The sequence below is a fragment of the Bacillus cereus genome (assembly GCF_007678085.1).
Taxonomy (GTDB): Bacteria; Bacillota; Bacilli; order Bacillales; family Bacillaceae_G; genus Bacillus_A; species Bacillus_A cereus_BE.
Map to the genome: position 1 here is coordinate 1,327,070 of NZ_VEDW01000001.1, position 23,580 is coordinate 1,350,649.

Below are 23,580 nucleotides of genomic sequence, written 5' to 3' on the forward strand. Positions count from 1 at the left end.
TCCTTAGGCTTTGCTACTTCTTGTACTTTCACTTCTTCCTTAGGCTTTGCTACTTCTTGTACTTTCACTTCTTCTTTTGCTTTTACTATCTTTTGTGCTTTAACTTCATCCTTAGCTTTAATCGTTTTTTGTACTTTCGCTACTTTCTTCGTTTTCTCTTCAGCTTTTTTTTCAACTGGTGCTGTACTTGATAGGAAAGAAACATTTGCATAAGCTGTTTTTCCTTTATACTCAAATTGTAGCCAACCATCTTTTACTTGATGTGTTGATTCAATTACATCATCTTTTTTCAGTCTGCCAAGTATTTCTGATTCAGTATTTGCATCAGAGCGGACATTTAACAAATTCGCGGTTACATAATACACATCTTTTGTAAACTCCGCACTTACAAATACTTCTTTACCATTTAAATCAATTTTGGACCATCCTTCTTCCGTATGTATAACTTTTAGCTTTTCTCCTTCTTTTACTTTTTTTACAACTTTTGATTCCGTAGTTGGCTTTTCACGTACATTGAGTACATCTGCTGTTACGATAGTTTCTGCAGTAGCAACTGTGGTAAAAGCCCCCATCCCAAAAACTGTTGCTGTTGCTGCGCCAATTATTTTTTTCATATTATCCTCCATTACATTTTTTTGACTTCTATTATATCAAATACTTCCATAAAATAAGGTATTTTCACAGAATATCAAAACTTTTGTAACAATATATTAATACTACTTAATATATTGTTGTTCAAAATATCCTTTTTCTTCAAGAATATCAAATTTATACGTTTGCGTTCTTTAAATAAAAAATCACCTCATCATATATAAAATGAGGTGAACAAAAGGCTATTTGTTTAAGAATTTCTACAGTTATCTTTCTTGATTATCATAATATGTTTTATCTGCATATTTTTTATCATTACCCTTTAAATAAGCTAAGATTATTTTTGGATTTTTAACTAAAGTCCAATCTCCATATGTATCAAATCTTCTGCACGAGGTTATCATTCCATTTTTTATTGTACCGAATTTCTTATTTTTTTGTTTTCCCCATTCTTTTAACCGTTTTGCAAAATCTGCATCTTCTGCCATAAGCATATTTTCATTAAATCCGTTAATCGCCATAAAGTCTTTTCTATAGCACCAAAAAATCCCGACAGATATAGCACCATACTTAAAAAATAAAGGAATTATTATTAACAATGCGGAAACAAATATCCCAAAAGATATTCTTTCAAACTTACCAGTTACCCCACCGCCAATATATTTACCTGAAACTAAATATTTTTCTACGTTAAACAAGAAAGACTCTGTCATTTGGGTATCAGCATCTATAGTAATGATTATTTCTCCGTTAGCCATTTCGGCTCCTGCATTTCGAATTTTGGACAAGTTTTTATCATCATTTTTTAATGTAATACAGTTATACACCTTTGCGATTTCCTCTGTTTTATCTGTACAACGATTTAAAACCACTATGACTTCAGTTTGATCTTTATATGCTTCTGCTGCCTGTGAAATTGAATCTAAACATTTTCCAATGTACTTTTCTTCATTATGCGCAGGGATTATAATAGAAAACTTTATATCTTTCTTTAAATCGTTTCCTGAAGATTTATTCGTTTCTTTCATAACACACCCCTTTTTATAACATGAATTCCCACTCTATATAACATATATTAACATTTATGAGACTGTATTATAAAACCTAAAAATATACTAATACTAGTTTGATTAAAGTCACCTAAAATTCTTCTATCCAAACAAAATGAAACAATACGTTTTATACTACATAGTTGTCGCAAGTCCCGCTAAAAACAAACTTACGATTGCTAAAAACTTTGTGCCGACTATAGCCCCTCTTAAATGAAACTTATAATCTTTATATCCCTTCATCCCTTCTGTACTAGGAATAACAACAAATCTTGGGGTAATCCAGCAAAAGATTAGCCAATCAAGTATAAATAAATCTACTACATTAAAAATCATTAAAATACCAAAAGTATGTAAATAGGCATCAATATATAATATTTTTTCATGTTTATGTAGTATATATGTAGAAACGAAAGGAGTACCGAAAAGAATAGCATTATATACGACATTAAAGTAAATCGTTTGCTTTTTTTCATGAATCGATTTTGGAAATACTACCTTTTGAATATCTTTCGGATAATCAGTTAACGAAAGACGAGCATTATAATATAAAGATCCTAAAATCAGTACGGATAGTACAGTAGACATAATGACACCAACATATATCATTTGCTCAAATGAACTCATAAGTACCATTCACCCTTTTCTGTATTCGCTCCATTGTACACGCACTTAATTACATATTGTATGTACGGCATCGATCAAAAATTAACAATTCACTTTATCAATCATTTTATAATTCAAATTATGATTTACTTATCATTAATCTTTTCTGAAGAACAATTAAAAATTAGTTTGGAGGAATATTATGCAAAAGCTAAATTTGAAGAAATAGATTTTAATTTATATTTCCAACCCGTATCAAATAAAGAAGTAATGGCGCAAATTACCGAACGCCCTATTCCATTAGATAAAAAGAAAAATGACTTTACAAGGCTGTTTAAGCGCAATGAAAAATAGCTAATGGTATAGTCCCATTAGCTATTTTTCATTTTGAAGAACCACTAGCAAAGCGTCTCCTTCCCAAGCTTCCAACTAAACCATCTCCCATGCCCTTCCGTTTCCCCAATCGTTTCACGATATTCGTTTCCGTTAATATAATAATCAATATGAAGGTCCCGGTCCCACATGTTGTTATACAGGTGGAATACATCACGTTTTGTGCCAATTTCTTGAATTTGTTTTTCTAGCTTATGTTTTACTTGTTCAGGTATTTGATTTGCGACGTGTGTATGGAAAATACAGATTACAGCATCTTCACTTATTTGTTCAATAATAGATGGCAATAGCTCCACACCATCTCCTTCTATTAATTGAACAGATTCATTTTTCACTAAAGATGCAGCTTGATCAAACATTTCAAGTCTTTCTTTATGTTCTGGCCAAATGAGTGCACGTAACCATAAATAATCTTCCGCATTATGTAAATCATTTACATGTATGTCCAGTCCGATTCTTTCTACGACAGATGGGCTCTCTTTTAGAAAATGAGGCACATTCTCCCCTCTTATTTCAGAAGTTACATGTACGTTCGAATTTATATTTCCGTATATTTCATGTGTTCCGTACGAATAGCTATATTGGTCCCAGAACAGTTGTAATCCAGAACTTGTACCAATTTCTATTATACCTAACGGCTTTTTCACTTTATTAAATATGTAACAGAAACTTGGGTATAAGTACGCACATCGCCTTACTTCATTCGTTTGAACGAGTTTCGTTTGTAACAAAGTAATGATTTCCTCTCGGTACTTTTTACAGAAATCTTTAAAATGATCAAAAGCTTGATCTAAATTTGTATTCGTATTTTCAACTAAACTACTGTAATACGTTTTTAAAGGATGTTCTTTCCCTGTTAGTAATAAATAATGTACGGCTCCTAGTAATAAGTTCGGGACTGGTTGACCTGCTTGAGCATAGGAAGAGAGTGTAAGTACTTCTTCATCTTCAGCAATTTGTATTGATAAGTATTCATATAAATCACTTGACCCTTTACATTCCTTTATTGAAAAATTTCGAAATAAGTTTGCGATTTGTTCTTGTGTACGCATTAGTATCACTCCTTCTATTTTTACAGAATAATCATACTATTATAAGGGTGAAAATTCCATAAAAAGGTATCTATTCTACCCACTTTACGATACGTAAGCTTTTTCGAGATAATTTCAAACTGTAATTTTTTTCTATTTATCATCTTAAAAGAGCTTGTTAAATAAGATTTTTAGCGAATAAAACGTTAAATAGTTTAAAATTATCAGATAACACTAGATATTTTAGTCTATTAATTATTATAATAGAGTATGAGATGGTTATATAATTGAGACAAAAAAGGTAAATACCTAGGTGGGGCCTAGGCGGTGTTTTCTTTTTACGGCTTAGATATAAGTGAACACCTACTCTTTTTTGCCAATATAGGGGATGGAGAGATTATCATGAGCAACATGCAGCAAAAAACAGACGTTATCTTAATTGGTGCAGGAATTATGAGTGCAACGTTAGGCTCATTACTAAAAGAATTAGCACCTGAATGGGAAATTAAAGTTTTTGAAAAACTCGCAAGTGCCGGGGAAGAAAGCTCTAACGAATGGAATAATGCAGGTACAGGGCATTCTGCGCTATGCGAACTGAACTATACTTCCGAAAAATCTGACGGATCTATAGATATTAGTAAGGCTGTAAAAGTGAATGAGCAATTCCAGCTTTCAAGACAATTTTGGGCATATCTTGTAAAAAGTAAATTAATTCGTAATCCACAAGATTTTATTATGCCTCTACCTCATATGAGTTTAGTACAAGGTGAAAAAAATGTTGAGTTTCTAAAAAACCGTTTTGAAGCGCTTTCAAAAAATCCACTGTTTCAAGGTATGGAATTTTCCGATGCTCCTGAAACATTAAAAAAATGGCTTCCACTCATTATGGAAGGACGTACACCTAACGAACCAATGGCTGCAACGAAGATTGACTCTGGAACAGATGTTAACTTCGGTGCATTAACTCGTATGTTATTTGATTACTTACAAACGAAAAATGTCGAGCTAAACTACAAACATAGTGTCGAAAATATTAAACGCACAAAGAATGGTTTGTGGGAAGTAAAAGTACACGATATGAATAGTGGTAAAATTGAGCATCATACTGCAAAATTCGTCTTTATCGGCGGCGGTGGCGGTAGTCTACCTCTACTACAAAAGACTGGCATTCCTGAATCAAAACATATCGGTGGATTCCCAGTAAGCGGACTATTTATGGTATGTAAAAACCAAAAAGTTGTCGAGCAACATCATGCAAAAGTATACGGTAAAGCTAAGGTTGGCGCTCCGCCAATGTCTGTTCCTCACCTTGATACGAGATATATAGACAATAAAAAAGCTTTACTATTTGGACCGTTCGCAGGGTTCTCTCCTAAGTTCTTAAAAACTGGCTCAAACCTTGACTTAATTGGTTCTGTAAAACCAAATAACGTCTTAACGATGTTAGCTGCCGGTGTAAAAGAAATGGGACTAACAAAATACTTAATTCAGCAAGTTATGTTATCGCACGAAAAACGTATGGAAGAATTACGCGAATTCATTCCGAACGCGAAAAGTGAAGATTGGGATATTGTAGTTGCTGGGCAACGTGTGCAAGTAATTAAAGATACTGATGCTGGTGGTAAAGGCACACTTCAATTCGGTACAGAAGTTGTAAGTGCAGCTGACGGTTCAATCGCTGCATTACTAGGCGCTTCACCAGGTGCCTCTACTGCCGTTCATGTCATGCTTGAAGTATTAGAAAAATGTTTCCCAAGCCGCATGGTAGAATGGGAAGGAAAAATAAAAGAAATGATCCCTTCTTACGGCATTTCACTAACTGAAAATCCAAGATTGTTCCAAGACCTTCACACTTCGACTGGGCGTACGCTTGGATTAAATGAAAAAGAAACAGTTCATAACTAATGAAGAAATTAAAAAACGTCCGATATATTCGGACGTTTTTTTGTTACTAAAAATTATATTTATCAATATTCTCTTTCGTAAATACAACTCGCTCTGGCAATACGATAATTCCGTTTCCTTCTGCCTCATAATCGTAACCTTGGATGGAGTTTGGCTCTACTTTAACTTTTCCGATTTCTTTTACTTCAAAGCTATCCCCTACTTTTAGCTTCTTCCCTTTTACAACAATTTCATTTGCTACATACGTTGCAAGTGCGCCTTGCTGTTTCACATCCCATAATCCAAATTGCTGTACCGTTCCTCGTTTTACGTAATCACGCATAACGTTTGGTGTAGAGAAGCCAGTTACGGCTACTTTTTTATCCATTTTCAAATTCTCAGCTGCTTGTGCCATTGCTGGAAGTGCCGTTGCATCTGGGCAAATAACCGCATTAATATCAGGATACGTTTTTAATATGTTTTCCCCTACCGATAAAGATTTTTGCGCATTATTTTCACCGTACTGCGTCGTTACAATTTCCCAGTTCGGATATTTCTTTTTAATAATTTCTTTCGCTTTCGTTACCCATTGATTTTGATCCGTTACTGTTGGACTAGAATAAAAGAAGGCTACTTTTCCTTTATCTCCCATTTGCTTTGAAGTCATTTCAATTAATAAGTTAGCAAGTTGGTCTGGTGTTCCTTGGCTTATATAAAATGAACGGTCTTTCGGATTCACATCAGAGTCCCATGTTAACACCGTCATCCCTTTTTTCTTAGCACGTTGCAATGATTGCGATAGACCATCTACCGATGTAGAAGAGACCATAAGTGCATCATAGTTTTGATTAATAAAATTGTTTATATATTTCACTTGCCCTGATACGCTTGCTTCAGACGGTCCATCATATTTCACTTGTACACCTAGCTTATCACCCATCTCTTTTGCTCCTTCACCGCCCGATGTAAAGAAGCCAACTCCAGTTAATTTCGGAATGAATGCAAATTTCACATCATCTGCTTTTTTCTTATCTGCCGTTTGACTAGAGCAAGCGATTAAACCGATTAAACAAATGCATACAATGAATACAATCCCCAGTTTTCTCTTCATGACATTTCCCCCTTATGCAAGTTCTTTCTTTTCCCCGGTTTGAATTGATGTAATTTGAAATGTCTCATAATAACTGAAAGAATAAGAATAATACCAATAACTACGTTAGATTGTTCATTTGTTAAACCCGTCATTTGCAAGCCATACTGCATTAGCCCTATAAAAATACTCGCCAGTACAGTACCGATAATACTTCCTTTTCCCCCTGTAATAAGTGTCCCGCCTAATACGACTGCTGTAATGATTGGTAAGATCGTTTCACTTCCCATATCTGCACGTGCGGAACCGAAATATGCAGTTAAGAAAGCGCCTCCTAATCCACCTCCTAACCCGGAAAGTATGTAAGCGATGATGACTACTTTTTTCGTTTTGATCCCAGTGTATTTTGCTGCGTTTTCGTTCGCTCCTGTTAATTTTACGTGGCGCCCATATATGGTGTGGTGAAACAATATAGTGCATAAAATCGTTAATATAATCAGTAGCCATAATAAATTCGGTATTCCTATAAAATTACCGTTTGCCAGTTGTACAAATGCGTCAGGTAAACCACTTATCCCTTCATATCCAGAAGCACCTGCCCCTCCTGAAATGACGAGTGCAATTCCGCCGTATAAAAACATCGTTCCAAGTGTAACGACAAGTGGCTCTACATCTGTCATTTTTATAATGATTCCGTTTAAAGCTCCTGCTAAACAACTGATTATAAGAGCTATTATGACCGCTAGCAAAATAGGTATTCCATTCATCCAAAGTACACCGATCAAGATCGAAGTGAGTCCCATTATTGAGCCGACCGATACATCAATTCCTCCTGTCACAATAACGAAAGTCATTGGTATCGCCGCGATTGCGATAAAGAGAAAATCATTTGTACTAAAAAGGAGATTACTAATATTTAAGAAATTACTATTTATAAAACTAAAGAGAATGAATTCTAAAAGAAGTAATACGATTAGAACACTTTCCCATCTGTATACATACTTCATAGATTCATCCTCCTTTCTGCCTTCCACTTTTTCATAACACTATCTAATATAACGATTAGTAATAATAAGAAACCTGAAATAGCATTATTCCAAAATGCTGGTATTTTTAAAAAGACGAGTGAACTGCTTATCGCCTCTAAAAATATCGCTCCTAATGCAGCTCCAACTATAGAACCCGTTCCTCCTTTTAAATGAACTCCCCCTAATACCGCAGCTGCGATAACCTGTAGTTCTATACCCGTTCCTGTTTGATTTGGAACGAATCCGATATTCATAACAAATATGCAACCAGCGAACGCAGCGCTTATGCCTGAAATCATAAACGCATATATCTTCACTGTATTAACAGGTATACCAATGAGTCTCGCGCCATCTTCATTATCACCTACCGCATAAAAGTATCTTCCGAATGGCACTTTCCTTAAAAAGAAGTATAGTAGTAGTAAAATAATAAGAACAACCCATACAATTATCGGCAAACCAAGTATGACGATAGATGACAGTTGCTTAAAATCGTTTGGTATATCTTCAATCCACTTTCCGCCTGTGAAAATTAACATCGCACCTCTAATGACCCCTAACATACCCAATGTCATAATAATAGCTGGTACCCGAAACTTCGCAACGCCAATCCCATTTGCGAATCCTATAATAGCACCAAGTAAAATAGCAGCCGTAATAGACAAGAATGCATGATATCCATCCGTTAACAACATCCCGCAAACCGCTGCACTTAATCCCATGATCGAGCCAACTGATACGTCTATATTTTTCGTAAATAAGACGAACGATTGGCCAATTGCTATTACGACTAAAATAACGCTTGATTTCATCATTAAAGATAACGAGTTAAGCTGAACGAAACTTGGATTTATCATTCCGACAATGGCAATGTAAATGAGTAATAACAGTATGATAGATGTTTCGTGCATTTTATACATACGTTTCATTCCGTTACACCTCCGTATGCTAGACGTGTAACTGCTTCTACATTTATTTGTTCTTTCTCCAGATGAGAAACAAATTGTCCATTTCGCATTACATATACACGGTTTACTAATTGAACAATTTCTTCAACATCTGAAGAGATTAATAAAATTGCGAGTCCTTCCCTTTTCATTTTTTCTATCGTCTCATATACTTCAATCCTTGCTTTCGCATCAATCCCGCGTGTCGGTTCATCAAGAATAATAATTTTCGGATTACACGCAAGATATTTTGCCAGCACGACTTTTTGCTGATTACCTCCCGATAAAGATGCTAGAACTTCATCCATGCTTCGTACAACAATTCGAAACTGTTCTATATACGACTTCAATAAAGCGCTTTCTTTTTCTTGATTAATGAAAAAGCGACTATTCTGATGTAAACTTGCTGCAGTCATATTTTCTTTAACTGATGCAATTGAGAAAATCCCATTTCTTGCTCTATCCTCTGGCACATAAACTAATCCCTCACTAAGTCTTTTATGCAAAGAGCATGAATCAATTGATTTTCCTTCTAATAAAATAGAACCTGATTTTATAGACTTCAATCCAAATATGGTTTCTGCTAATTCCGTTCTGCCTGATCCAACAATGCCAGCAATACCTACAATCTCTCCAGCATGTACAGTAAATGATATATTTTCGAATGCGTGGCTCGTTACATTAGTTACTTCTAATATTTTTTTCGTTTCTTTTGAATCTCGCACTATTTCTCTTTTCTCTTCTTGTTTATATCCTTTTGGCAATAATCCCTCCATCAACATGTCATATGTATAGTCACATACATCACCTTGGCTTACAATCATTCCATCACGTAATATCGCTACTTTGTTGGCAATTTCAAAGATTTCTGGAAAGCGATGCGTAATATATATCATTCCAATTCCTTTTTCTTGTAAACTTTTCATCAGCACAAAAAGACTCTTTATTTCGTGAGTTGTTAATGTCGATGTTGGCTCATCTAAAATAAGAATCTCGGCTTCGCGTATTAATCCTCTAACGATTTCTACTAACTGTTGCTGCGCAATGGATAGTGATCCTCCTAATTTTTTAAGATCAATATCCCATCCTAAACTGTCAATCAATTGCTGAATCTTTACTTTTAATTCCTTTTTCTTCCCTTTTAGCCCGATACATATATTTTCTTCAATGGTCATATGCGGAAAAATGAGTGGTTCTTGTGGTATTAAGTAAATCCCTTCTCCGTGTGCTTCTTTCGGATTTGCATACTGTTTCTTCATTCCTTTTACATACATTTCTCCACTATCATACGAATATAACCCTGTTAATATTTTCATTAATGTTGACTTTCCAGCACCATTTCCCCCAACTAAAGCGTATATATCGCCACACTCTACTTGTAAGTTCACTTTTTTTAGCACAAGTTGATTTGAAAATGCCTTACTCATTTTCTTTACTTGTAATAAAGGTACGTTCTCCACATGATGTCACCTGCCTTCATCCAGAACATTTTTTGAGAAAATGATTATTTGTTCTACTTGTTTTGTAGCATTGTATATTCCTTTTTTCATATCTAGAACACTTTTTTCACCAGACTATTCATCGTTTCAACTGGAATAAACAAAATATGTGGCACATATGTTTAAGCAGTGGTCAATTGTTGAAAGGGATGAAGAGTATGACACAGCTAAACTTTGAAGAGAATTTATTAACGAAAGTAGCTTGGTACTATTATAAAGATCAATTAACACAACAGGAGATCGCTTCACTTCTTCATATTTCAAGAAATAAGGTTGTTCGGTTATTAGATAAGGCGCGCAGTGAAGGTATCGTTACATTTCACGTGAAAGGAACTGGTTTACACTGTTTAAGTATTGAGCGTGACCTAATGAAAAAGTTCCACTTAAAAGATGCTTTCATTATCCCTACTCCAATAGACAATTATGCCGCCTCACTCGGAAAAGCTGCTGCACAGTATTTAGAAACTCAGCTGCAACAATGCGATTTACTCGGTATTGGATGGGGTGAAACAATTAGCAAAATGCTAGAAAACATTCATTTTGAAAGTTCTATTAATCTTTCAATCGTAACGCTAACAGGCGGAGTAAACCACTATCTCCCGAGAAAACATAACTATTTACACTACATGCAGGGCGATCTTCACATTATCCCTACGCCGTTTCTAGCATCTACAACCGAAATGGCACAAAGTATTCTATCAGAACCGAGTGTAAAAGATATGCTTCATGTCGCTTCACTTGCTCATACAGCAGTTGTTGGTATTGGTGGACTATCTCAAGATGCAACTATTGTAAAAGAAGAAAAATTAACGCTACGTGAGATGACGTATATTCGTAGTCAAAACGGTGCTGGCGATATTTTAGGACAGTTTTATAATACGGATGGTTATTTATTAAACCTCCCGCATCACAACCGCCTTATTGGTACACCGCTCTCGATTCTACGCAAAATGAAGCATGTCGTTGGTGTTGCTGGAGGTACAGAAAAGATAGATGCAATTTTTGGTGCTTTAAAAGGAAAGTTCATTCATACATTAATTACCGATGAGGAAACGGCCCTCTCCTTATTACGAAAGGATGGTGATTGTTAATGTCTCATTTATTAGCTTTTGATGCTGGTACAGGAAGCATTCGAGCTGTTCTTTTTGATTTACTAGGTAATCAAATTGCGGTCAGTCAAAAAGAATGGATTCATAAAACGGATCCTCGTTACCCAGCTTCTATGAATTTTGATGTAATAGAAAACTGGAAGCTAGTACAACAGTGCACGAAAGAAGTTTTACAAAGAAGTAATGTCTCTCCCTCTTCTATACAAGCTATTAGCGCTACTAGTATGCGAGAAGGTTTTGTTTTATATGATAAAGATGGGCAAGAAATATGGGCTTGCGCAAATGTTGATGGGCGCGCATCCGCTGAAGTTAGTGAACTAAAAGAAATTCGGTCACATCTTGAAGAAGATTTATATACAAGATCAGGGCAAACTTTTTCATTAGGTGCTTTACCCCGCCTACTTTGGATTAAAAAACATGAACCAGACGTCTATAGCAATATTCATTCTTTTACGATGTTAAACGATTGGATTTTATTTAAATTAAGCGGCGTACTGCAAATCGACCCCTCAAACGGATGTACGTCCGGTATTTTTGACTTACAAAATAGAGTGTGGGATAACGATGTCGCTAAAGAATGCGGTCTAACTTTACCATTTTCACCAACAGTAAATGAAGCTGGTACAGTAATTGGCAACGTTACAAAAGAGTGTGCCACATTAACTGGATTACGTGAAGGAATTCCTGTCGTCGCCGGGGGCGGAGATGCACAAATGGCATCACTCGGAACTGGAGTAGTTAGGCCTAATCAAACATTAATATGCGGAGGAAGTTTTTGGCAGCAAGAAATGAATGTTACTGAGCCAATTACGGATCCACATGCTTCAATTCGGGTAAATTGTCACGTCGCACCTAACCTATGGCAATATGAAACGATTGCCTTTTTCCCGGGCCTTGTTATGCGCTGGTTTCGAGACGCTTTTTGCCAAGAGGAAAAGAAACTTGCTGACAAACTCGGTGTAGATGCTTATGAATTATTAGAAGAACAAGCGAAAGACGTACCGGTCGGTTCACATGGCATTATCCCTACTTTTTCAAACGTTATGAACTATATTTCTTGGCGTCATGCTGCACCTTCTTTTTTAAATTTAAGTTTAGAAGCTGACAAATGCGGAAAAAAAGAACTGTTCCGTTCTATTGAGGAAAATGCTGCCTTCGTTACACTTGGTAACTTAAAATTGATAGAAAATCTCACAGGGACATTCCCTTCTGAAGTTGTTTTTGCTGGCGGTGCTGCTAAAGGAAAACTATGGCCACAAATTTTATCAGACGTTCTCGGTATTCCTGTAAAAGTACCTGTAGTGAAAGAAGCAGCTGCTTTAGGAACTGCGATTGCTGCTGGAGTTGGCGCTGGCATATATTCATCTATGGAAGAAACTGCTGAACAGTTTGTACAGTGGGAAAACACATTCGAACCCTTTACTGAAAATCATGAACTATATAAAGAATTCTATGAAACATGGAAAACTGTGTATGACAGTCAGCTCGCTTTAGCTGATAAAGGGCTCACCTCACATATGTGGATTGCGCCTGGTGCTCTGTAACACATTACATAAGGGAGTGAAAAGTATGTTAAAAGCGAATGAAAATGACTTCTCCTATCGCTTCGGTGATAATGGGCCGAAATATTTAATACAAGGTCCGAATATTGATCTTGGCCTTGTTGTCATTCAGCCTGGGCAAGAGTTTCAAAATCACTACCATACAACGTGCGAGGAAGTCTTTTATGCATTAGAAGGTGAAATTGATTTCTATGTGAATAACGAAAGAGTTCCGATTAAACAAGGCGATGTATTGCAAGTTCGCCCTCATGAGTCTCACTATCTTATTAACCATTCTGACAAACCTTTTAAAGCAGTTTTTATAAAGTCACCACATTTACCAAATAAAGATACGGTACAAACGAAAAATCCAACATTAACGAAGGAGTGATTTCACATGACTTGGGGATTTAAAAATCGATTAAATACAATTTTACCTGATGGCAGAGCGGTTATGTTAGCGATAGATCACGGCTACTTTTTAGGGCCTATTCACGGGCTAGAACAGCCACTTGAAACGGTTAAAAACTTACTTCCTTACACAGATTCCCTCTTTTTAACGCGTGGTGTACTTAGCTCCTGTATTCCTGAAAACTGCAGCACACCGATGGTTATGCGTGTTTCAGGCGGAGCTACTGTCGTCGGTAAAGATTTAGCGAATGAAACAATTGTTACACCTGTAAAAGAAGCAGTGAAACAAAACGCAATTGGCGTCGGTGTTTCTGTTTTCGTCGGATCAGACTATGAAACACAAACAGTTTCAAATCTCGCAAATGTAGTTTCAGAAGCTCACGATTACGGTTTGCCAGTACTCGGAATTACTGCTGTTGCGAAAGAATTGCAAAAACGTGAAGCACGCTTTCTAGCACTCGCTTCCCGTGTATGCGTTGAAATGGGAGCTGACATTATTAAAACGTATTACTGCGAAGGATTCGAAAAAATAACGAGCACTTGCCCTGCCCCAGTCGTAATTGCTGGTGGACCAAAACTAGATTCAATTGAAGACGCATTGAACATTACGTACAATGCACTGCAAGAGGGCGCAATCGGCGTAGACATGGGCCGCAACATTTGGCAATCTGAACATCCTGCTGCAATGATTCAAGCGATTCATGGTATTGTGAAGAATGGGTTTAATGTGAAAGAGGCTCTCCAATTATACGAAGATGTAAAAAATTAAAACAAACGAACATACTATTGCATTTAAAGGAAAAGCCCATATGTTAGATTACTTAGTAATCTAACATATGGGCTTTCTTTTGCATTTTTCATTGTTTTGAATTTAATCTACAGATCGCGCACATTCCAAACAATCTCACCGCGTTCACCAAACGTACTGTGATGTCGCTTAAATCCTATCTTTTCTAATACCCGGAAAGACGCAGTATTCCAAGCGCCTACAGTAGACCAAAGTCTATGACGCCCTGTAGCAATCGCAGCCTCAAGCACCGCTTTTGCTGCCTCTGTCGCATAACCTTTGCGATGAGCACTTTGGAACAACTCATATGCAATTTCCGGTTCTTCAAGCGTGGAACGACCGATGATTAAGCCACAGTATCCGATGAAATCTCCTTCTTCTCGCCTACGTATAGTAAGAAGAGAAATACCATTTTCAGTTGCTTTCTTGCGCATTTCGATAAGAGAGCTACGAACAGATTCAATGGTTGGCATGTCCACACCACGTTCACCAATTAATTTTCTCAGCCAAACTGCATCAGATTCCTCCCACATATTCAGATCGAGTCGTTCCGTTTTTAACTGGAACGCCATATCTTTAAAATCAGCTGTCATAGCGGTAACCTCCTATTCATTTTACTGTACTACTTATAACATTTTCGTACTTTACCCTATGGAAAACCTGCTTCATTCTCTAAATTTTCTTGCATCAGTAAACATTATTGTTATTTTATGCATAAGCAATTCCTTTGCTAAATAGACCTTGCTATAAAACTTCATTTTAAGTCTATAATATTTGATTTATGCATGAGTTTAAATTTACCCTTAATATTTACATTTAAAAATGTATCGTCCTTTCTTTTTTGTTAAAATAAAGAAAAGGAGGAATGATTATGCAACGTATGACTTTTGAACGCCCTACTGATTATTACGATGAAAAATTATATACTATCGATGAAAAAATTTGTGCCCTATTAAAAGAAAGGAAAGAACTTTCAGGTGGTGATCCAGGTTTTCCACATGATGAAGCCATTTATAAATGGGCAAAGCAATACGGATTCTATCCAGACTATTTAAATTCACTATTCTCTTCCATGATGGACGAAGGTGAATTTAAACCTCGCGTCGAACCAACTACATTCAAAAAACATTTACCTGTTTTTAAAACGTATGAACATAAAGGTATCATGTATACGGTAACTTTTATTCGGCAATATGCAAATGCTAGTGTAGTTTATTTATATAGTGATTGGGATTCTACGAATGATGCTTTTAGTGAAAATAAGCCTCATAGTTTCTTCCAATTATCAATAGATGATACATATGACTGCTGGCCAGAAGGTGGTGGCGGGACTGATGGACATTTTAGTCATCATTTCGTTATATCTCCTGCCCTTCCTGATAATTCGTCTGGAATAAGCTTACGATTTAAAGAACTCAATATGCCGTTTAAGAAGGATCAAGCTATGCTTGAGTTTGAAATTCAACTGGATTAAAAAAAGCGTAATCTAGCTGGCAATTAGACTAGATTACGCTCTTTTAGTTGCTAGTTATGCAGTATATGCAATTTATATCAACGATTTTTCCAATATATCGGCTCTTAGAAACGAGATATCGATTTACCAACAACATTAGACACTATTATTTATGTAACACCCACTCCATTAACACGATTGCCGATTCAATACGTTCTTTCGTATCCCCTAAAAATAATTTATGAAGTAATGTTTCCAAATGAATTGGTTTATTCGGCAACGTTTGAATATATCTTAAAACAGATCCAGCTGGCGGTGTAGGTTTGTTATTAATGGCCCATATCCCTTCTAACAATGTCCAAGTTGACGTATGAACGATGTACGAAGCCTTTAACTCATCATTTGCTTTCATAGCAGACTGAATTTTAATGAGCGAACTATGCAACCAATGAGAAATACCTTTCACTTTGTCACTAGAAACATGATAGTTTTCAAATTCATATGTAGCTATTTCCTTTAACCTTTTCAACTCGCCGCTTTTATCAAATAAAATTTCCCCTTCTAAAAATGAGTATAGTTCCATCGGATTGTTTTGAAAGTTTACTAGTATTTGATTAACATCTGCATACTTATATTCAACTAAAGTTTCTTCTCTCATTTCAGAATGAAATTTCTTCTTTTGTCCGTCCTCTAAAAGAATATATAAGTCTAAATCCGAATCAGGATATGCATCCCCTCTTGCGACAGATCCAATAAGCATACATCCATTTACCTTATCTAAAGATAAGAATTCAGCCACTATTATTGGGACTAATTTTTTATGTTGTTCATGTTTAATAGATGTTTGTATTTCCAACATTTGTAACCTCCAAACATTTTTTATGGAGTTATTCCTTACCTAAATATATTGTACTTCTCTTACAATCTTCTATACTTATTCAACGATTGTCAGTTCATATACAATTGCGTCTTTACTACTTTTTGTTTTATCTTGAATCGTAACAATATCTCCAGCTTTTATTTTTGAAGCATTCACTACTTTTACCATCTCTGGTAGAACACCCCCACCATCGTTCTCTTTATTTAGTGGAAGCCACTTTACTGATTTATTAGTTGCTTCTAAAATTTTATATTTAATTGTACCATCATACTTTATTTCACCAACAAGATCTTTTTCTAATGTAGGCGTATATTTCCCCTCTTCTTTTTCTAAAGAAATATGATCACCTATATCTGGGATACCGTTTCTTACAGGTGCCTCCCATTTTGTTGGATTTAAATCATTTAAACTTATTTTCACACTATTTTCTTTATTTGAGTTAGCATCTTTTAGAAATATATCATTATACTTCTTATCAATAATGATATACTCCTTCCTCTCTACTATTTTTGCACTACTTTCACGTTTTACTTCCTCGTTGTTAGATACTTCTTCTTTCACATTATTATTACTACACGCTGATAATAATGTCGTCGCTAAAGCTGCCATTCGTAACATTTTTTTCACTTCATTTACCTCCATTTATAACGAAACAATTAAATGTAAATTACCTCCATATTTTACTATAAATCAAAAAAAGAGGATATTTGTTTATTAATAAACAAATATCCTCTAAGTTTAACTATATATTACGACTGTTGATAAGCCGCTTTCGATGATTTCACATAATACACTGCGTGATCAACGTTAATGATATGACCAGGTTTTGGTTTGCCACGGCTCGCTCTATGTCCTGCTAAATGTTCTTCACTTGTTTCCCAGTTTTTCCATGCTTCTTCAGATTCCCAGCGAATCATAACGACAACTTCTTCATCGCCGCGTCTTACTTTTTTCACAAGAACACTTAAATCAATGAAGCCTTCAAATTTTTCAATAATACCTTCTCCAGTGAAACGTTCTACAACTATATTTGATGTACCTTCTTTTACTGTAAATGTTTTCGTTTCGATAAACATATAATCCCACTCCCTCTTTGTAATACGAATACTAGTATTCTTCTATTATAGTTGATTATGATAATTATTTTCAATTAAAAAGTTATAATTATTTGAATTATGCTGTTTTCTCTTTAACCACTTCATCTAAAAATTTGAAATATGGAAGTAATAATCCTATTAAAGAAGTAACACATATAATCGTACCGATAATAAAGTATAGTGCTCTTATTCCCCACATTTCACTTAGTATGCCTCCTAGTAACACACCTAACGGCATAGAAGATCGTATGAAAAATAAACGCACTGAAAATACTTGTCCTAACATATGATTTGGTACTGTTTGTTGGCATATTGTCGTGTTATGAACATTGAAAAATGAAATACAAATGCCTGCAACAACTTCAATAAACACCGCAATTACTATACTATGATTGAATCCTAGAGAAATGTATGTAAGTCCTCCTATAAACAATCCACCAAGCATAAGTATACGCCGGCTTTTATATGTTACTTTTCCAACTAGTGTAGATCCAACTACATAGCCAAACGGGAAACCAGCCATAAAATAACCAAACTCCGCATATCCGGCTGACAGCTCATCTTTTATATAAGGAAGATTTGTAACCAACGTTACCCCAACCCCAAATTGCACGAAAGTAAGAAAAATACCGAGCCACACGATAACTGGTTTTGTGAAAAAATATGTAAAACCGTGAAGAAACTGTTCTAACCACGTTTTCCGAATGGGTTGTGTTGTTCTCTTTTCTTTTATATTAAGTAATAATGCACCACTAACAAATAGACTAATGCATACGAAAGATAATGTAAGTTCTGTTCCAATCAAATGAATAACTACTCCCCCTAATATGGGTCCAAGAAACATCATCAGACGAGCCATTCCATCAATATACGCATTCGCGTCTTGAAGCTGTTCTTTACTTACAATACTCGGTATAATCGCTTGACTTGCAGGTGTATACAGCGGCGTAATAAGTCCGATTATAATTTGTACGACATACACATGCCAAACTTCTATACTACTTGTAAGTATCATGACGAACGGCAATAAGAAAACGGAAGCTCGCACCCATTGTGAAAAAATCATAATCCACTTCCGGCTCCATTTATCTATAAATGGGCCACTTATTAGTTGCAATATGAGTGACGGGATAAAATATAGTAACCACATACTACTTAATGCTGTTTTTGAACCTGTTAATTCATAAACAAGAATCGAATTACATAACGTTACGAAGCTCCCGCCCAATTCTGAAATCGCACTACCAATCCACATATAAAAGAACGAACGATTTTTTAATACATTTTTCACTTTACTCCACCAACTTTTCTATTAAATTCCTCCCTTTATGTGCATTCTAGTTGCATATTATCTATTTAAAAACGCATCTAATTCTTTGACTAGCGACTGTACTGCTTTCTTTCTTAATACATATTTCCCGTCATGTATATCTACTAACTTCGCTGCACGTAACAATTTCAAATGATGATGTACAGTCGATTTACCGAGTTGCAGTCTTTCCGTTATTTCCTGCAATGTTCGTTCTTTTTCAAACAACATTTTTACAATGCGCAATCTCGCTTCATCCCCAAGTGCTTTATGTTTTTGAACTAAAAAATAATTCGGTTCAAACAGATCTTCGGGATGGATGCTTTCGTTTGCGACTGGATAATGAAATACTTTCGTATCTTCAATATCCGCTTCAATATTCCACGGTCTGTATGTCATTTGCGGGATAAGAAGTACGTCATGAACACTTGGCTCTGGCATATAGTTCACGCCGCCAGTCGCCCACTCGACAAACTCTTCTGGTTGCATCTTTTTATTCATTTCATTTTTCGCTTCATAATCTCGTTTTAATATAGTTAGTATTTGCTCTTCCTCTTTCTGAATAACACTCTCATACCAACCTGTCATAACAGCGATTAAATGAGATTTCAGCCCTTGTACATCAACTTCACATATAAAAGGAATATACGTAGAGAAAAACGGATGATCTTGTGTCAGTTCTCTTAGTTCATGTATTGCAGTTATGTCTCCACTTGCTGCTAAATGTCTTTGCCCTTCATACTTCTCACCTAAAAACGGTAAACATATATACTTCAAATCTACTTCTGAAAGCGAATCGATTTTAGCATGAAACTGTGATAAGTCCTGAAACTCTTCCTTATACAACAACTGAAGCAACGCTTTCCACGTATTATTTTCTTCTACAAACTGTAAGTGCTCTCTCATTTCTTCTGTTAATGATTGCTTAATTTCTTCCCATTCATTTTGACTCTTTTCAAGAGTATCGATTAACCTTTTATGAGTAATTGCTGCAATGCCAAGTGCACATTCGAAAAGTATCGAATATTTTACTTGAACGTTATAAGTTTCCCTCTTTCTACTCGTTATGTGATAGACCTCCATTTTTATCCCCTCCTTGTTTGCTATATATTAAATTCTATTTTTATCGAATTTCACCTTCTATATTTTTAGAATCAACAAAATTTTAGTTGAAACACATTCATTCTAAATTAAGAAGAATAGGAGCTTTTTTATATACAAATAATAAGCCTCAAGGAGTTGTTGATATGCAATTTATATTAAATATGTTAGGAATTTTCGTTGTAATATTAATCGTTTTCCTATGTTCGCCTAATAAAAAACAAATAAAATGGAGACCAATCGTTATTCTAATCATATTGGAGCTCTTTATTACATGGTTTATGTTAGGCACGAAGCTCGGCAGTATTATCATTAATAAAATTGCTTCATTTTTCAGTTGGCTACTATCATGCGCGAATGAGGGTATTCGGTTTGCATTTCCTTCCGCTATGGAAAATCAAACAATTGACTTCTTCTTTAGTGCATTACTTCCTATCATTTTTGTTATCACGTTCTTTGATATTCTTTCGTACTTTGGAATCTTAACTTGGATTATTGATAAAGTAGGTGCAGTTATTTCAAAGATTTCTCGTTTACCAAAGTTAGAAAGCTTCTTTTCCATTCAAATGATGTTTTTAGGAAACACCGAAGCACTTGCAGTTGTTCGTGATCAATTATCTGTTTTAAAAGAAAATCGTTTATTAACTTTTGGAATTATGAGTATGAGTAGCGTTAGCGGATCTATTCTTGGCGCTTATTTATCAATGGTTCCAGCTACATATATTTTCAGCGCAATCCCTTTAAACTGTATTAACGCATTAATTTTAGCCAATGTCTTAAACCCTGTTGAAGTCCCGAAAGAAGAGGATGTTGTTTATTCTCCTTCAAAACATGAAAAAAAAGATTTCTTTTCTACTATTTCAAACAGTATGTTAGTCGGTATGAATATGGTTATCGTTATTTTAGCTATGGTCATTGGTTATGTAGCATTAACTGCATGTTTAAACGGGATTTTGGGCTTTTTTGTAACAGGTTTAACAATTGAAAAAATCTTCTCCATTATCTTTAGTCCTTTTTCTTTTTTACTCGGTTTATCGGGCAGTGATGCTATGTATGTAGCTGAATTAATGGGGATCAAAATAACGACGAATGAATTTGTCGCAATGATGGATTTAAAATCGAACCTAAAGTCGTTACAACCTCATACGATTGCGGTAGCAACTACATTTCTAGCTTCTTTTGCTAACTTTAGTACAGTAGGTATGATTTACGGAACTTACAATTCATTATTTGGCGGAGAAAAATCAGCCATAATCGGTAAAAATGTTTGGAAGCTTCTTGTTAGCGGAATGGCAGTTTCCTTATTAAGTGCTATGCTCGTTGGGCTTTTTGTATGGTAAATACTTTTTAAAATAAAAGACACTCAAACGAATTGAGTGTCTTTTATTATTATTTTCGAATTTGTCCATTTCCACGAATCACATATTTTGTAGAAGTTAATGCAGGAAGTCCCATTGGTCCCCTTGCATGTAGCTTTTGTGTACTTATACCAATCTCTGCTCCAAATCCGAATTCAGATCCATCAGTAAAACGAGTGGATGCATTATGATACAGTGCCGCCGCATCAACAGATGCGAAAAACTTATTGACGTTTTCCTCGTCCTCTGTAATAATCGCTTCGGAATGCATAGATCCATACGTATTTATGTGATGAATCGCTTCTTCTATAGAAGAAACTACTTTCACTGCCAGCGTGAGTGCTAAAAATTCTGTACCCCAGTCTTCTTCTGAAGCAAGTACAATTGAAGAATCAATCGCCAGTGCTTTTTGATCACCACGTAACTCCACGCCTTTTTCCTTCAATGCTGAAAACAATTCGCTACCAAATTGCTGTGCCCACTTCTCATGAAGTACAATCGTTTCAATGGCATTACATACAGATGGACGCTGCGTTTTTGCGTTTATAATAATATCCATTGCCATTTGTTTATTCGCTGTTTCATCAATGAAAATATGACAATTTCCTGCACCTGTTTCAAGTACTGGAACAGACGCTTCTCTCACTACAGTATCAATTAATTGTTTACCGCCTCTTGGAATAAGAACGTCTAGGTAATCATTCATTGTAAACAACTGCTTTGCGCTATCCCGTGTTGTGTCTTCTATGAGCTGTACACTTTCTTCTGGCAAACTTGTTTGTTTAAGCGCTCGGTGAATAACTGCAACGATAGCTTTGTTAGAATTAATAGCAGAAGAACTTCCACGTAATATAACTGCGTTTCCTGTTTTCAAACAAATTGTAGCAGCATCCACTGTTACATTCGGCCTTGCCTCGTAAATCATACCAACAACGCCAAGTGGTACACGCATCTCCTGAATAGATAATCCATTTGGTCGCTCCCATTCACTTACACATTCTCCAACAGGATCACGTAATTCGATTAACTGCTTAATTCCCTCTGCCATATCAACAATTCGTTGTTCTGTTAGCATAAGTCGATCAAGAAGTGAATCAGAAAATCCTTTTGCCTTACCTTCTTCGATATCACGTTTGTTTTCCTCTAAAATATAAGCTGTTTCTACTATTAGCCTTTCAGCAATTACAGCAAGTGCTTCGTTTTTTTGACTTGTAGATTTAAGCACAAGATCCCTAGCAATTTCTTTCGCTTTTTTTCCTTTTGCCAACACTTCGTTCATTTTTGTTTCCTCCTTTTTAACATCACTATTCTTAAAGTGAAACCCAATAATCTCTATGAATGACTTCATAATTATGTCTTTCGCCTCTTGCTTGAATATGTTGACTTTGCATACCTTTTATCTCTCTTAATTCCTCTGCGCTATATGTGCATTGTCCTTTTCCAATTACGCGCCCTTGCTTTGTCATTACTTCTACGACATCGCCAACTTTGAAAAATCCTGACACATTTGTAACGCCAGCAGGAAGAAGACTTTTACCATGCTGAATGATAGCAGTAGTTGCTCCTGCGTCTATTTCAATTTGTCCGCTAACAAGCGAATGCAACGCGATCCATTGCTTGTTCATCTTCATTTCTTTTTGAGGGGCATTTCCGACATACGTACCATCACCTTTACCCTTCAAAACATCTACAAATTTCTCTTGTCCACGTCCTGTTCCGATAAATACACTCACGCCAAGAGAAAGTGCTGTCTTCGCAGCATCAATTTTTGATTTCATACCGCCAGTCCCAAGTTTTGAGCCAGCATCTCCTGCAAGAGAAGCGATTTCTTCCGTAACTTCAGGAAGGAAGTAATATTTTTTCGCATCCGCATTTTTCTGAGGATTTTTGTCATATAGACCGTTCACATCTGTAAAAATCATAAGCATATCCGCCGAAACAAGTCCGCTTACTAAAGCTGACAGCATATCATTATCACCGAACGTTAGCTCCTCTAAAGAGATGGAATCATTTTCATTAATGATTGGAAGAGCAGAACGGTTTAGCAACTCTCCTAAAGTAGCGTAAGCGTTACTATATTGTTCTTTTCTAGAAAAGTCACTTCTCGTCAGCAATAATTGCGCAGTTACAATACCATATTTACGGAATTCCTCCGTGTACGCCTGCATTAACAAACTTTGTCCGACAGCCGCAGCAGCCTGCTTTCCTTTAATTGTCACAGGTCTACTTGGATACCCTAGAGCTGAAAAACCTGCAGCGACGGCCCCAGATGTAATTAACAAAACTTCATGTCCTTCCTCTTTCAATCGAGCCAATGCGGCAACGTGATCTGAAAGTTGTTCTTTAGAAATGCCTCCGTGACTATCTGCCAAGGAACTACTTCCAATCTTTACAACAATTCGTTGTTTTTTCACTT

The 23,580-nt window shown here is 35.8% G+C and carries 24 protein-coding genes; 8 read left to right on the forward strand and 16 right to left on the reverse strand.

Annotated elements, in window-relative coordinates:
• From FS742_RS27945 to FS742_RS06850, 3 genes are all read right to left on the reverse strand, one after another.
• Window positions 1–614: SH3 domain-containing protein (locus tag FS742_RS27945; protein WP_260869631.1), on the reverse strand; the 614-nt coding region annotated here is incomplete at its 3' end.
• A gap of 243 nt (window positions 615–857) precedes the next feature.
• The gene (locus tag FS742_RS06845; protein WP_144611721.1) at window positions 858–1,619 is read right to left on the reverse strand and encodes a glycosyltransferase; all 762 of its coding nucleotides are present in this window, start codon (window positions 1,617–1,619) and stop codon (window positions 858–860) included.
• A gap of 156 nt (window positions 1,620–1,775) precedes the next feature.
• Window positions 1,776–2,267, reverse strand: a complete 492-nt coding sequence (locus FS742_RS06850) for a nitroreductase (RefSeq protein WP_144611722.1) — start codon at window positions 2,265–2,267, stop codon at window positions 1,776–1,778.
• Between the two features lie 33 nt (window positions 2,268–2,300).
• Between FS742_RS06850 and FS742_RS06855 the strand changes: the two genes are divergently transcribed.
• Window positions 2,301–2,600, forward strand: coding sequence for a hypothetical protein (locus FS742_RS06855; protein ID WP_144611723.1), 300 nt, complete (start codon window positions 2,301–2,303; stop codon window positions 2,598–2,600).
• Between the two features lie 44 nt (window positions 2,601–2,644).
• On the opposite strand, the gene FS742_RS06860 is transcribed toward FS742_RS06855, so the two are convergent.
• Window positions 2,645–3,691, reverse strand: coding sequence for a DUF2332 domain-containing protein (locus FS742_RS06860; RefSeq protein ID WP_144611724.1), 1,047 nt, complete (start codon window positions 3,689–3,691; stop codon window positions 2,645–2,647).
• Window positions 3,692–4,072: 381 nt separating this feature from the next.
• Between FS742_RS06860 and FS742_RS06865 the strand changes: the two genes are divergently transcribed.
• Window positions 4,073–5,575, forward strand: a complete 1,503-nt coding sequence (locus tag FS742_RS06865) for a malate:quinone oxidoreductase (protein WP_000069157.1) — start codon at window positions 4,073–4,075, stop codon at window positions 5,573–5,575.
• Between the two features lie 46 nt (window positions 5,576–5,621).
• Here the strand turns inward: FS742_RS06865 and lsrB are convergent, their stop codons facing one another.
• The 4 genes from lsrB to FS742_RS06885 are packed head-to-tail and all read right to left on the reverse strand — an operon-like array spanning window position 5,622 to window position 10,079.
• Window positions 5,622–6,665: an autoinducer 2 ABC transporter substrate-binding protein LsrB gene (gene lsrB / locus FS742_RS06870; RefSeq protein ID WP_144611725.1), complete on the reverse strand. Its 1,044-nt coding sequence runs from the start codon at window positions 6,663–6,665 to the stop codon at window positions 5,622–5,624.
• On the reverse strand, window positions 6,662–7,651 hold the full coding sequence (locus FS742_RS06875; RefSeq protein WP_144611726.1) for an ABC transporter permease: 990 nt from the start codon (window positions 7,649–7,651) through the stop codon (window positions 6,662–6,664). The genes lsrB and FS742_RS06875 overlap by 4 nt, the downstream gene beginning before the upstream one ends.
• Window positions 7,648–8,601, reverse strand: a complete 954-nt coding sequence (locus FS742_RS06880; protein WP_144611727.1) for an ABC transporter permease subunit — start codon at window positions 8,599–8,601, stop codon at window positions 7,648–7,650. The genes FS742_RS06875 and FS742_RS06880 overlap by 4 nt, the downstream gene beginning before the upstream one ends.
• Complete coding sequence (locus FS742_RS06885; RefSeq protein WP_144611728.1) at window positions 8,598–10,079, reverse strand: sugar ABC transporter ATP-binding protein; 1,482 nt, start codon at window positions 10,077–10,079, stop codon at window positions 8,598–8,600. Before FS742_RS06885 ends, FS742_RS06880 begins: the two co-directional genes overlap by 4 nt.
• Window positions 10,080–10,258: 179 nt before the next feature.
• Between FS742_RS06885 and FS742_RS06890 the strand changes: the two genes are divergently transcribed.
• From FS742_RS06890 to lsrF, 4 genes are read left to right on the forward strand one after another with little or no spacing between them, the layout of a single operon-like run.
• Window positions 10,259–11,209: a sugar-binding transcriptional regulator gene (locus FS742_RS06890; protein WP_144612072.1), complete on the forward strand. Its 951-nt coding sequence runs from the start codon at window positions 10,259–10,261 to the stop codon at window positions 11,207–11,209.
• Entirely contained in the window at window positions 11,209–12,771 is a 1,563-nt protein-coding gene (gene lsrK / locus FS742_RS06895; protein ID WP_144611729.1) for an autoinducer-2 kinase, read from the forward strand. The genes FS742_RS06890 and lsrK overlap by 1 nt, the downstream gene beginning before the upstream one ends.
• 25 nt (window positions 12,772–12,796) lie before the next feature.
• Window positions 12,797–13,159 (forward strand): cupin domain-containing protein, encoded by a 363-nt coding sequence (locus tag FS742_RS06900; protein WP_144611730.1) that lies wholly within the window; start codon window positions 12,797–12,799, stop codon window positions 13,157–13,159.
• Window positions 13,160–13,165: 6 nt separating this feature from the next.
• Window positions 13,166–13,948 carry a 3-hydroxy-5-phosphonooxypentane-2,4-dione thiolase gene (gene lsrF / locus FS742_RS06905; RefSeq protein WP_144611731.1) on the forward strand — a complete coding sequence of 261 codons (783 nt, stop codon included), beginning with the start codon at window positions 13,166–13,168 and terminating at the stop codon, window positions 13,946–13,948.
• 107 nt (window positions 13,949–14,055) lie between these two features.
• Here lsrF and FS742_RS06910 read toward each other — a convergent pair whose 3' ends face one another.
• Window positions 14,056–14,559 (reverse strand): GNAT family N-acetyltransferase, encoded by a 504-nt coding sequence (locus tag FS742_RS06910; RefSeq protein ID WP_144611732.1) that lies wholly within the window; start codon window positions 14,557–14,559, stop codon window positions 14,056–14,058.
• A 278-nt stretch (window positions 14,560–14,837) separates the two neighbouring features.
• Here FS742_RS06910 and FS742_RS06915 point away from each other — a divergent pair, with 278 nt between their 5' ends.
• Window positions 14,838–15,440, forward strand: a complete 603-nt coding sequence (locus tag FS742_RS06915) for a hypothetical protein (protein ID WP_144611733.1) — start codon at window positions 14,838–14,840, stop codon at window positions 15,438–15,440.
• A 145-nt stretch (window positions 15,441–15,585) separates the two neighbouring features.
• Here FS742_RS06915 and FS742_RS06920 read toward each other — a convergent pair whose 3' ends face one another.
• The 5 genes from FS742_RS06920 to FS742_RS06940 form a co-directional block, all read right to left on the reverse strand.
• Complete coding sequence (locus FS742_RS06920; protein ID WP_144611734.1) at window positions 15,586–16,278, reverse strand: nucleotidyltransferase domain-containing protein; 693 nt, start codon at window positions 16,276–16,278, stop codon at window positions 15,586–15,588.
• Between the two features lie 75 nt (window positions 16,279–16,353).
• Window positions 16,354–16,941: a hypothetical protein gene (locus tag FS742_RS06925; RefSeq protein ID WP_144611735.1), complete on the reverse strand. Its 588-nt coding sequence runs from the start codon at window positions 16,939–16,941 to the stop codon at window positions 16,354–16,356.
• 107 nt (window positions 16,942–17,048) lie between these two features.
• On the reverse strand, window positions 17,049–17,375 hold the full coding sequence (hmoA, locus tag FS742_RS06930; protein WP_144611736.1) for a heme-degrading monooxygenase HmoA: 327 nt from the start codon (window positions 17,373–17,375) through the stop codon (window positions 17,049–17,051).
• Between the two features lie 97 nt (window positions 17,376–17,472).
• Window positions 17,473–18,687: an MFS transporter gene (locus tag FS742_RS06935; RefSeq protein WP_144611737.1), complete on the reverse strand. Its 1,215-nt coding sequence runs from the start codon at window positions 18,685–18,687 to the stop codon at window positions 17,473–17,475.
• A 57-nt stretch (window positions 18,688–18,744) separates the two neighbouring features.
• A complete protein-coding gene (locus tag FS742_RS06940; RefSeq protein WP_144611738.1) occupies window positions 18,745–19,788 on the reverse strand; it encodes an ArsR/SmtB family transcription factor in 1,044 nt (347 codons plus the stop codon).
• Between the two features lie 164 nt (window positions 19,789–19,952).
• On the opposite strand from FS742_RS06940, the gene FS742_RS06945 reads away from it, so the two are divergent.
• The gene (locus FS742_RS06945; protein ID WP_144611739.1) at window positions 19,953–21,146 is read left to right on the forward strand and encodes a NupC/NupG family nucleoside CNT transporter; all 1,194 of its coding nucleotides are present in this window, start codon (window positions 19,953–19,955) and stop codon (window positions 21,144–21,146) included.
• A gap of 49 nt (window positions 21,147–21,195) precedes the next feature.
• Here the strand turns inward: FS742_RS06945 and FS742_RS06950 are convergent, their stop codons facing one another.
• Together FS742_RS06950 and proB are read right to left on the reverse strand one after the other, a co-directional pair.
• Window positions 21,196–22,443, reverse strand: a complete 1,248-nt coding sequence (locus FS742_RS06950) for a glutamate-5-semialdehyde dehydrogenase (protein WP_144611740.1) — start codon at window positions 22,441–22,443, stop codon at window positions 21,196–21,198.
• A gap of 31 nt (window positions 22,444–22,474) precedes the next feature.
• Window positions 22,475–23,578 carry a glutamate 5-kinase gene (proB, locus tag FS742_RS06955; protein WP_144611741.1) on the reverse strand — a complete coding sequence of 368 codons (1,104 nt, stop codon included), beginning with the start codon at window positions 23,576–23,578 and terminating at the stop codon, window positions 22,475–22,477.
• Between the last annotated feature and the right edge of the window lie 2 nt (window positions 23,579–23,580).